Source organism: Thiolinea disciformis DSM 14473 (genome assembly GCF_000371925.1).
GTDB lineage: Bacteria > Pseudomonadota > Gammaproteobacteria > Thiotrichales > Thiotrichaceae > Thiolinea > Thiolinea disciformis.
The window spans coordinates 1-11,482 of record NZ_AQVE01000043.1 but is presented as its reverse complement, the minus strand read 5'-3'; the positions used below and the strand labels follow the sequence as shown (position 1 = coordinate 11,482).

At 44.9% G+C, this 11,482-nt stretch carries 9 protein-coding genes; 8 read left to right on the top strand and 1 reads right to left on the bottom strand.

The window, feature by feature from the left end:
- On the bottom strand, positions 1–811 hold an 811-nt coding region (locus A3IE_RS23115), incomplete at its 3' end, for a hypothetical protein (RefSeq protein WP_020397171.1).
- A gap of 504 nt (positions 812–1,315) precedes the next feature.
- Here A3IE_RS23115 and A3IE_RS0118825 point away from each other — a divergent pair.
- From A3IE_RS0118825 to A3IE_RS0118790, 8 genes are all read left to right on the top strand, one after another.
- Entirely contained in the window at positions 1,316–2,665 is a 1,350-nt protein-coding gene (locus A3IE_RS0118825) for a flavin monoamine oxidase family protein (protein WP_020397170.1), read from the top strand.
- 36 nt (positions 2,666–2,701) lie between these two features.
- A complete protein-coding gene (locus A3IE_RS0118820) occupies positions 2,702–3,016 on the top strand; it encodes a hypothetical protein (protein ID WP_020397169.1) in 315 nt (104 codons plus the stop codon).
- A gap of 74 nt (positions 3,017–3,090) precedes the next feature.
- Positions 3,091–5,943, top strand: a complete 2,853-nt coding sequence (locus A3IE_RS22360; RefSeq protein WP_020397168.1) for an SEFIR domain-containing protein — start codon at positions 3,091–3,093, stop codon at positions 5,941–5,943.
- An 81-nt stretch (positions 5,944–6,024) separates the two neighbouring features.
- Entirely contained in the window at positions 6,025–6,261 is a 237-nt protein-coding gene (locus A3IE_RS0118810; RefSeq protein ID WP_020397167.1) for a FitA-like ribbon-helix-helix domain-containing protein, read from the top strand.
- Entirely contained in the window at positions 6,245–6,664 is a 420-nt protein-coding gene (locus A3IE_RS0118805) for a type II toxin-antitoxin system VapC family toxin (RefSeq protein ID WP_245539218.1), read from the top strand. Before A3IE_RS0118810 ends, A3IE_RS0118805 begins: the two co-directional genes overlap by 17 nt.
- A 108-nt stretch (positions 6,665–6,772) precedes the next feature.
- Positions 6,773–10,579 carry a methionine synthase gene (metH, locus tag A3IE_RS0118800; protein WP_020397165.1) on the top strand — a complete coding sequence of 1,269 codons (3,807 nt, stop codon included), beginning with the start codon at positions 6,773–6,775 and terminating at the stop codon, positions 10,577–10,579.
- A 436-nt stretch (positions 10,580–11,015) separates the two neighbouring features.
- Positions 11,016–11,222, top strand: a complete 207-nt coding sequence (locus A3IE_RS21390) for an ApaLI family restriction endonuclease (protein WP_020397164.1) — start codon at positions 11,016–11,018, stop codon at positions 11,220–11,222.
- Positions 11,223–11,267: 45 nt separating this feature from the next.
- The coding region (locus tag A3IE_RS0118790; RefSeq protein WP_020396254.1) for an IS1/IS1595 family N-terminal zinc-binding domain-containing protein at positions 11,268–11,482 on the top strand (215 nt) is incomplete at its 3' end.

The following is an 11,482-nucleotide window of genomic DNA, read 5'->3' as shown; positions in this document are numbered from 1 at the left end:
CGCTCATACCATCCATGCCACCCATGCCTGACATTCCGCTCATGCCACCCATTCCGGACATGCCGCTCATACCGCCCATGCCTGACATTCCGCTCATGCCACCCATTCCGGACATGCCGCTCATACCGCCCATGCCTGACATACCACTCATGCCGCCCATGCCTGACATTCCGCTCATGCCGCCCATGCCTGACATTCCGCTCATACCATCCATGCCTGACATTCCGCTCATGCCACCCATTCCGGACATGCCGCCCATGCCTGACATACCACTCATGCCACCCATTCCGGACATGCCGCTCATGCCTGACATTCCGCTCATGCCACCCATTCCGGACATGCCGCCCATGCCTGACATACCACTCATGCCGCCCATGCCTGACATACCACTCATGCCGCCCATGCCTGACATACCACTCATGCCGCCCATGCCTGACATACCGCTCATGCCACCCATTCCGGACATACCGCTCATGCCACCCATGCCTGACATACCGCTCATGCCACCCATTCCGGACATACCGCTCATGCCACCCATTCCGGACATACCGCTCATGCCACCCATGCCTGACATACCGCTCATGCCACCCATTCCGGACATGCCGCCCATGCCTTCTTGAGCAGGTACCCACTTAACACAAACCATGTTCTGACCAGACATGCCACCCATGCCTGACATACCACTCATACCGCCCATGCCCGACATGCCACTCATACCGCCCATGCCTGACATACCTTCTGCAAAAGCAGCAGGTGCCATTAATGCGAAACCAATAACAGCAGCCAACAAAGTTTTTACAGATTTCTTCATTTCATACTCCTCATAATGTTTTAGGACATTTATATAAAAACAAAACACTCAAAAATATGCGAGTAAACATAACTATGTTTACCTAATTGAATTGATTGAAGATAATTGGACAACAAACCCTAGTAGTAAGGAACAATGCTTTAAGAATTACTCTAACTTAGACATAACCCAAAACCTTTGTCTATTGACATTAATGCAGTAATCATACCAATAGCTTATTTCGTTTTTAGCTGCTTATTATCATGCTAGATAAGCAATTTCCATTCATTGATATAACGCAGGAAAACCATTAATCCCGAAAGACTGACAGAGTGTCAGAAAAAGCAGTGAAAAAATGTCACGCTCGTTTGAGCCGCTACTGTTTTACACCTCTCAGAGCTGCCTAATAGTAGCTAAAAATATAAAATGATCAATAAATAAGCTAATGCAAGTTTCACTCCTACTCGTCTTTAGCTTAGACTGTCTAGCACCAACTTTTTGTTCACCCACCTTTAGTGATATTTTATGTTTATTACACGACGTCATTTTTTAACTATGCTGGCTGCATCACCCTTAGTGATGTCCCCCTTAGGTGAAACGCAGGCTGCTCCTTCTCGTGTTATTGTTATTGGCGCTGGTATCGCAGGTCTTGCCGCAGCGCGTGCATTGGCAGAGAAAGGTATTGCGGTCACTATCTTAGAGGGACGCGAGCGAATTGGTGGGCGCATTTATACTAGTCACACTTGGCCAGATATTCCCCTTGATTTAGGCGCCTCATGGATTCATGGGCAACACAAAAATCCGATTACGGATTTAGCAAAAGCTGCCCAAGCGCAACGGGTGGTAACCAGCTATGACAGTGCTGCTTTGTACATTGATCCACGCCTCAGCAAGCTCGGTGTTAAAAGTGCTAATGAGGCTGCTATCGCAAAGCTAGTTACCCAAGCGTTGAATCAGGCCAATCAGTTAGAGCAAGACATTTCCGTGAAAGCGGCGGTGGATCGGGTTCTTACCAAGCCGGTGTCTCCTAGTTATCAAGCACAGCTCGACTTTTATTTGAATAGCAAATTCGAACAGGAGTACTCTGGCTCTATTGCGACTTTATCTGCACAAACGATGGAAGATGGAAAATCCTTTACTGGCACAGATGCACTCTTCCTACAAGGTTATGAACAAATTACTAACTATTTGGCGCAAGGTCTGAATATTCAGCTCGGTCAGACGGTAACTAAAGTGGCTTATGGTGCTAAAGGCGTTAGTGTCACTACCCAACATCAAACGCATACTGCTGACTATGCGATTATCACTGTGCCCTTAGGTGTATTAAAACGCAACACTATCCAATTTAGCCCTGTTCTATCCCGTGACAAGCAAATCGCTATTCAACGTTTAGGCATGGGACTACTCAACAAAACCTATTTACGATTCCCTAAGGTATTCTGGCCTAAGAATATTGATTGGCATGAGTATTTGTCACCAGATAAAGGGCGTTGGGTGGAATGGGTCAGCTTTGCCAAAATCGGTGCACCCGTGTTATTGGGCTTCCATGCTGCCGATACCGCACGAACCGTGGAAAATTGGACGGATCAAGCCTTAGTCGCTGATGCTATGAAAGTATTAAAAACCATGTTTGGCAATAACATTCCACAACCAGTCGGTGCTCAAATTACACGCTGGGCGAAAGACCCCTTTGCTTATGGCTCTTATTCTTTCAACGCGGTTGGCAGTACGTTGCAAGATCGCAAAAACCTAGCAAAACCCTCCGGACGTTTATTTTGGGCAGGTGAAGCGACCAGCAGTAGTTATCAAGGTACGGTGCACGGTGCTTATTTAAGCGGTGTTGAGGCGGCTAAAGCACTGTTGAAACTGCGCTAATCCTGAGGCTATATGTCCGACCATAAAGAGCTACCCATGAATCACGACATCCGTGATTTCCGCCAACCGATGGTCACCTCGATTGGTATCATGCTAGGTTTTCTTATGAATTTTCTAGCACAGTGGGCCATTTCGGATGATGAGCATCCAGCCATTCAGACCCTCGCGGATGGATTAGTGGCAGGCACTTTACTTATTGGTATTGGTTTAATGATTTTCGTGCTGTTCAAACTGCTCACCAATCGCTATGACATTGCCAATGCAGGGCATTATTACCAAGGCATTTTTCGCTGGTATATGGCATCGATTATTGTGTCATTTGGGGGCTTGGCAGCGGCTTTGTTTATCTAAAACGATGTAAAAATCTTCCTTATCAATTTAGTAGAAGCTCAAGATTTGAGCTTCTACCTTACCCCACGACTACTATGACTAAGGTTTTTATCAGCTATAGCCATGACTCTGAACCTCACAAACAATTTATTTTAGAGTTTGCCAATCGCTTGCGTAGTGAAGGTCTGGATTGCCATATTGATAGATACATTAATGGCTTTCCGCCTGAAGGTTGGCAACGTTGGATGGAAAAGCAAATTGAAGCAGCTGATTTTGTTCTAATTATTTGCACAGCTAACTATTTAAAGCGTTATCGTGGTGAAGAGCGTGAGGGTGGAAAAGGTGTTACGTTTGAAGGCGTAGTCATAGCAAACACTCTTTATCAGCATTACTACCAAAATACCAAATTTATTCCCATTCTTCCTGAGCACGGTTCGATTGAGCATGTCCCCTTACCGCTTAGAGATTATTCAACTTATACATTACCAGCGGATTATGACTCCCTCTATCGTGTGCTAACTGGGCAAGCTGAATATCTTGTACCACCCTTAGGTTCAATTCGACAACTTTCCGCTACTCAAACACCACCTATTAACTCCGGTGAACTGCCCACAGTTGAAGGTGAGTTATTTGGACGTTCAAGCGAGCTAGCTTTTTTGGATAAAGCCTTTTCTGATGCTGACACACACATAGTGCAACTAATAGCTGCGGGTGGTACAGGCAAAACCAAACTGTTGCAATATTGGTTAGATGAAAATAAACATAAAATAAAAGCTCAGCTCATTCATTCGTTTTACTCACAAGGCTCAAGTGAAGATAAACAAATAGCCTCTACGCCATTTTTTATTCAAGCCTTGAACGCTCTGGGTTCAGATAAGACGATTGCTGACTTTCAAACTGAAGAAGAAAAAGGCGAGCATATTGCAGAGCTGTTAAGGGCGAAGTGTTGTTTATTGGTATTGGATGGTTTAGAACCATTGCAACAAGCTAGCCAAGGCATGAGAGGAGAGTTGAAAGATCGTGCCATACGCCGCTTGCTGCGCCAACTGGCTAGCGACCATAATAGCTTATGCATCATTACGACACGCCGCAAAGTCCATGAACTAGAAGGACGTAAAACGGTTCACTCACACGATTTAGGCAATCTTGCACCTGAAGATGGTATCAAACTACTTAAGTCATTTGGTGTGCAAGGGCGTGAGGCGGAGATGCTCGCAGCCGTTCAGGAGTACAACTGTCATGCCTTAGCTTTGCATCTACTAGCTAATGCTGTAGCAACTTATTTGGGTAACGACATTCGCAAACGTGACACCCTGCCAGAGCTGATAGGTGAATATGACTATGTGGAGCGCCATGCTTTTCGAGTGATGCAAGCTTATCAACATTGGTTGGCTGGAAGTATTGAGCTAAAACTACTTTATCTGCTGAGCTTATTTGATCACCCTGTAGAGCAAGAGGTTTTGCAGGTTTTGTGGGAAGCACAAATTCCTGAACTAACGCAAGGTGTGACCATACGAGATTGGCAAGCAGCACAAAAGGTATTAATAAAAGAATACCGAATGATGTCAGCTCATCAAAATCAAGATGATTTATTCGATTGTCATCCTTTGATCAGAGAGTATTTCGGACAGCAGTTAAAAGAAAAATATGAAGCCGTTTGGATAAAAGCTCACACAGTTCTGTATGAGTATTACAAAGCTTTGCCAGAGAGGCTTTATGGGAAGTTTTTACCTGAAACACTAGAGGAGATGCAGCCATTATTTAGTGCTGTGGCACATGGGTGCTTAGCAAAGCTGTATTTAAAATCTTGGGAGGAGGTTGTTTGGAAACGTATTGAGCAAGAACCTAGTAATTATATGGGTAATTTTTATTTAGTAGATACGTTAGGTGCTTGGTCAGAAGCATTAAGCCTTATCTCCAATTATTTTTCTACTCCCTGGTGTTCATTAAAATTTAATACTATACCTAGTATGGAGAATAATCTTTATAATAGAGCTGCTAGCTATTTAGATGCGATGGGAAGATATAGTGAAGCCATTGAAGCTCAAACAAGGGCTGTATATGCTGCTGTTGCGGATTCAGGAAAAACTGCACCAGACTCTGCTGTAATTAATTCTGCATCTCTTACTGAATCAATGATTAATCTAGGATTATTAGAAAAGGCTAAAGCCAATTTAAGAACCACAATAAATCTTGCAAATGCGGCTAACACTCCTCAAGCAAAAATAACTGCTCTTTGCGTGACTGGCCGTGTGCTGCATCTACAGAATCATATAGAAGAAGCAAGCTTTTTCTTTAAAAAAGCTGAAGAAATATGCTCCTTATCTACCATACCATTTTTACACTCACTACCAGGTGCATATTTATGCGAAACACTAATTGATCTTAATCAAACAAAAGAAGCCAGAAAACGGGCTACCAAAGCACTACAGAAATGCGGTAAAACATACAGCCGGTTGTCACTGTTTTATGATCAATTAACTATTTGTAAATCTTGGTTAAGAGAAGGAGAAAAAAAACAAGCTCTTTCCTGGTTAAAGAAACTAGAAGTATCACTGGACTACTTAAATAATCCACACCACATGATTAAATATTATTTTGTATATTCACAATTTAAAATTAAAGAGCAGCAATACACATCAGCTAACTTGAAGCTTCAAGAAATATATGAAATAGCGCAGCTTAGTAAAATGCGCCTCCATCTCACTGACTATCACCTCGAAATGGCACGCCTCATTCTTGCTGTAGAAGCTGATGCTCACCAATACCCCGAAGCTACCCCAACTCGAGAACAACGCATTTTACCCTTCGACAATGGCGAGTGTGGTGGAGTCTTAACTTTAGAGCAACATCTTGAAAAAGCAGCAGATCTTATAAAAGAAACAGGCTATCATCGTCGCGATCATGAACTCGCCGAACTACAACAAACAGCTAAATCCTCGCTCTAAAATCCTCATTCAAGTACATAGCTAGCCATACAAGCAAAACTCACCTAAAATGATAGCACTGCTATCAAATAGGAGCTTGCTATGGCTAACCTTATTGTCCGTAATCTTGAACCTGAGATCATTGATGCGCTCAAACAGCGAGCGGCACGTCATGGACGTAGTGCAGAAATGGAACACCGTATAATTCTGCGTGAGGTATTGGGTGCTTTAAAAAAACGCTCTCTTGCTGAGCTATTAAACACTATGCCAAATGTGGGGCTGGATGCTGACTTCGCTCGTGCTCAAACCTCTTCGCGGTCAGATGATGTATTTAATTGATACCAATGTCATTAGTGAAATTCGCAAAGGCGAACGGGCTAATGTTGGTGTGCAAGCATTCTTTCGGGTTCTTGGTGTAACTAATGAATCTGTGTATTTATCCGTTATTACGATTGGCGAGCTAAGGCGTGGAATTGAGCGCATTCGCCATCGCAACGACCTGATTCAAGCTGAGCAATTAGAACAATGGTTTCAAACGATTGTACAAAATTATCAAGACCATATTCTGGCTATTGATGCTGATGCAACACAAATTTGGGGAAAGCTACAAGTGCCTAATCCAGAACACGAATTGGATAAACTAATTGCGGCAACAGCGCTAATTTATGATTTAACCTTGGTTACACGCAATGTGGCTGACTTTCAGCATACAGGCGTAAAACTGCTCAATCCTTTTTCCTAAACTCAACTAATTTATCCAATTTTATTCAACATTTCCTTGAAAAACTTGAAATTGCTTTAATGGCGCAGTGCAGCAACAATATCCGGTTTTGTACTCTGGATTCTGCCCATGTCTACGCCACTGCAAACCGCCCTCACCCAACGCATTCTGATTCTGGATGGTGCGATGGGCACGATGATTCAACGTTATCAATTACAAGAAGCGGATTATCGCGGGGTGCGTTTTAAGGATTGGCAGAAAGAAGTCAAAGGCAATAATGACTTATTGGTGCTGACCAAACCTGAAGTGATTCGTGAGATTCACGGGCAATATCTCGCCGCAGGGGCAGATATTCTGGAAACCTGTACCTTCAATGCCACACGCGTGTCTATGCACGATTACGATATGCAGGACTATGCGTATGAAATCAACGTAGCCGCCGCGCAATTAGCTAAATCTGTAGCACAGGAATACAGCACAGCAGATAAACCACGTTATGTGGCCGGTGTACTAGGCCCGACCTCACGCACTTGTTCGATTTCACCCGATGTGAATGATCCGGGCTTCCGTAATATCACCTTCGATGAATTGGTGGAGAACTACAAGGAATCGACACGTGGTTTAATCGCAGGTGGCGCGGATATGATTCTGATTGAGACCATCTTCGATACCCTGAATGCTAAAGCTGCTGTCTTTGCGGTCAAGCAAGTGTTTGAGGAAGATGGTATTACATTACCAATCATGATTTCTGGCACGATCACCGATGAATCAGGGCGTACTTTAACGGGGCAAACTACCGAAGCTTTTTATAATTCCTTAGCACATGCCGATGCCCTGAGCTTTGGTCTGAACTGTGCGTTAGGACCTGACAAATTACGTCAATATGTGGAAGAAATGGCGCGCATTTCTGCTACCTTTGTATCAGCCCATCCCAATGCGGGTTTGCCGAATGAGATGGGCGCTTATGACATGACGCCTGCGGAAATGGCTGCCTTAATTAAGGAATGGGCGGAACACGGTTTTGTGAATATTGTCGGTGGCTGCTGCGGTTCGTCGCCTGCACACATTAAAGCTATTGCCGACGCAGTACACGGTATTGCGCCACGTCAACTTCCAACCTTGAATGCGGAATTACGCCTGTCTGGTTTAGAGCCTTTCAATGTGGGCAAAGACAGCTTATTCGTGAATGTGGGTGAACGTACCAATGTCACAGGCTCTGCCAAATTCAAGCGTTTAATCAAAGAAGGTCAATATACCGAAGCCTTAGCGGTAGCACTCGAACAAGTCGAAGGTGGTGCACAAGTCATTGACGTGAATATGGACGAAGGCTTGTTGGATGCGGAAAAAGAAATGAACCGCTTCCTGAATTTGATTGCCTCCGAGCCTGATATTGCGCGTGTGCCCGTGATGGTCGACTCGTCCAAATGGGAAGTCATCGAAGCAGGTCTAAAGTGCATTCAAGGCAAGGGCATCGTCAACTCAATCTCGATGAAAGAAGGCGAAGACAAATTCATTCAACAAGCCAAATTAGTACGGCGCTACGGTGCGGCAGTAATTGTCATGGCCTTTGACGAACAAGGTCAGGCGGATACTAAACAACGCAAAATCGAAATTTGTAGTCGTGCCTATAAGATATTGACCGAGCAAGTCGGTTTCCCACCCGAAGATATTATCTTCGACCCCAATATCTTTGCAGTGGCAACAGGGATTGAAGAACACAATAACTACGCAGTGGATTTCATTGAAGCCACGCGCTGGATACGTCAAAACCTCCCCCATGCGCACGTATCGGGCGGGGTATCGAATGTGTCGTTCTCCTTCCGTGGCAATAATCCAGTGCGCGAAGCGATTCATAGCGTGTTCCTCTATCACGCGATTCAAGCGGGTATGGACATGGGCATTGTCAATGCTTCGCAAATGGAAGTGTACGACGATATTCCTAAAGAATTACGCGATGCGGTCGAAGATGTGATTCTCAATAGGGATGCGGGCGCAACTGAACGCTTATTAGAAATCGCTCCGAAATACAAAGGCGATGGCAAGGCGGAAGAGAAAAAAGAAGATTTAGAGTGGCGTTCATGGGCGGTGGAAAAACGTCTGGAACATGCCTTGGTCAAAGGGATTGATGCTTATGTGGATCAAGATACCGAAGAAGCGCGGGTTAAATTAGGTCGCCCGCTATTAGTAATCGAAGGCCCGCTGATGGATGGCATGAATGTGGTCGGCGACTTATTCGGTGCAGGTAAAATGTTCCTGCCCCAAGTGGTTAAATCCGCGCGCGTGATGAAAAAAGCCGTGGCTTATCTCGATCCGTTTATGGCGGCTGAGAAAGAAGGCGCGGATGTACAAGCCAATGGCAAAATCCTGATGGCAACCGTAAAAGGTGACGTACATGATATTGGTAAAAACATTGTCGGCGTGGTGCTGCAATGTAATAACTATGAGGTGATCGACTTAGGCGTGATGGTATCCGCCGAAAAAATCCTACAAGTCGCACGCGAACAGAACGTAGATATTATTGGTTTATCAGGTCTGATCACGCCTTCCTTGGATGAAATGGTGCATGTTGCCAAAGAAATGCAGCGTCAAGATTTCCATATTCCTTTATTAATTGGTGGCGCGACCACGTCCAAAATTCATACAGCGGTAAAGATCGAGCCGCAGTATCAAAATGATATCGTGGTGTATGTGCCAGATGCTTCGCGCGCGGTGGGTGTCGCCAGTAGCTTATTGTCGAAAGAACAAAAGCCAGCCTATGTACAAAGCATTCGTGATGAATATGAGCAAGTGCGCGTCAAACGTGCCGCCAATCAAACCGAGCGTAAATTGATTGCCATTGCCGATGCGCGTGCGAATAGCTTTAAAGCGGATTGGACAACTTATGTACCACCTAAGCCGAAGTTGATTGAAGCCGCAGCCACATCAGGTCAGAAAGAATACTGTTGTATTGCGCACAAGCTGCAAGCCGAACGTAATGCACAAAAGGCTGCGCAAATCATTCCTGATGATGCCGAACTGATTCACAGTGGTACAGGCGTGATTCTCAATTTTGCCGATTATCCACTGACTGAATTAGTGGAGCGTATCGACTGGACGCCGTTCTTCCGTAGTTGGGAATTGGCGGGACGTTTCCCTGATATTTTAAGTGATGAAGTGGTAGGTGTGGAGGCGAAAAAGTTATTCGCCGATGCGGAAAGCATGTTGCACAAACTGGTGAGCGAACGCTGGATTAAAGCCAAGGCTATTGTGGGTTTCTTCCCTGCCAATAGCGTGGGCGATGATATTGAATTGTATCAAGATGCCGCACGCACCCAAGCGCAAACCACTTTACACCACTTGCGTATGCAGATGGATCGCAATGGGCAACAACCGAACTATTGTTTAAGCGATTTCATTGCCCCGAAAAGCTCAGGCAAAGCCGATTGGTTGGGTGCATTTGCAGTAAGTGCGGGCTTTGGCATTGAGTCACACTTACAAGCCTTCCGCGCCGCCAATGATGATTACAGTGCAATCATGCTAGAAGCCTTGTGTGATCGTTTAGCCGAAGCTTTAGCCGAGCGCATTCATGAGCGTGTGCGCAAAGAACTCTGGGCGTATGCGACACACGAAGTCTTGGAAAATGATGATTTGATTGCAGAAAAATATCAAGGCATCCGCCCTGCCCCTGGTTATCCTGCATGCCCTGATCACACCGAAAAAGGCACGCTGTGGCAATTCTTGGAGGTGGAAAAACACACGGGCATGATTATCACTGAATCCTACGCCATGTACCCTGCTGCCTCGGTTTCGGGTTGGTATTTCAGCCATCCTGAGTCGCGCTATTTCGGCATTGGGCGCGTGGCACGTGATCAGGTCGAGGATTTTGCGGCACGTAAGAGCATGAGTGTGGCAGAGGCGGAAAAGTGGTTGGCGCCTGTGTTGGGGTATGAGAACTAGGTAGAATTTTGTATATGCCTCACCTATGCTAAACCTACTGTCTGCATAGGGAAGCTATCTTCGTGCTTATCATAGCTATTTTCACTGGGGGCAAAAATCATGTGATAAACTATTCTGCCTGATTTAGCCTTTAAAAATGCCTCTAAAGTTGAAATTTGCTGTGAACGCGATTTGTTGATATTAAGATCATTGAAACCTGATTGGTTATCTTTGGCAGCACATGAAACCGTGGATGCTTCTTATCCATTAACATTAACTGTGAATTTTGGGAACATGATTTCTGATAATTCCCGACTATGCAGAATTATCGACGAACCAAATAGGCGGCGTGTGCTCACCAATTGATCGCAGGCTTCCTATCCTGATATTCCAGAACGCCGCCTAATAAACTGTTAGACCCTTCACAACATACACAGCAGTATTGGAAGAGAAATTTATGACAATTCAGCAAGCAATAAAAGAATTGGCTCAAGACTATTCAAGTCGTTTACTTGCGGCGATTGATGCAAGAACGGAGGAAATGCTTGCTGATGATGTTTCGCATTATCTGATATATCGTGTGCTTGGCATTTCTCATCACGAAGGCCAGCAAATAGATTTGTATCAAAACGGTCGTGATTTAAGGGAGTTGAAAACGCTTTGATGGAGCTTTATCGTTAAAGGCATTTGATCTGAGGAAGAGGTGTGTATGGCCACCGTACCAGTCGACTGCCGCTACTGTCAAAGTGCATCGATTTACAAACACGGCTATGCGCGTAGTGGTGAACCGCGTTACCGCTGCCGTGATTGCCAACGTAGTTTTCAACTTTACTATCATAATGTGGGCAACCGCGACGGTATTCCCGAAAAAATTGTTGAGATGGCGATCAATGGTTCAGGGGTTAGAGATACAAGTCGTGTCCT

Bases quoted from the DNA above. Each gene is read 5' to 3' on its own strand.
- A3IE_RS0118825 (WP_020397170.1), top strand. From the start codon at position 1,316: ATGTTTATTACACGACGTCATTTTTTAACTATGCTGGCTGCATCACCC.
- A3IE_RS0118820 (WP_020397169.1), top strand. From the start codon at position 2,702: ATGAATCACGACATCCGTGATTTCCGCCAACCGATGGTCACCTCGATT.
- A3IE_RS22360 (WP_020397168.1), top strand. From the start codon at position 3,091: ATGACTAAGGTTTTTATCAGCTATAGCCATGACTCTGAACCTCACAAA.
- A3IE_RS0118810 (WP_020397167.1), top strand. From the start codon at position 6,025: ATGGCTAACCTTATTGTCCGTAATCTTGAACCTGAGATCATTGATGCG.
- A3IE_RS0118805 (WP_245539218.1), top strand. From the start codon at position 6,245: ATGATGTATTTAATTGATACCAATGTCATTAGTGAAATTCGCAAAGGC.
- metH (WP_020397165.1), top strand. From the start codon at position 6,773: ATGTCTACGCCACTGCAAACCGCCCTCACCCAACGCATTCTGATTCTG.
- A3IE_RS21390 (WP_020397164.1), top strand. From the start codon at position 11,016: ATGACAATTCAGCAAGCAATAAAAGAATTGGCTCAAGACTATTCAAGT.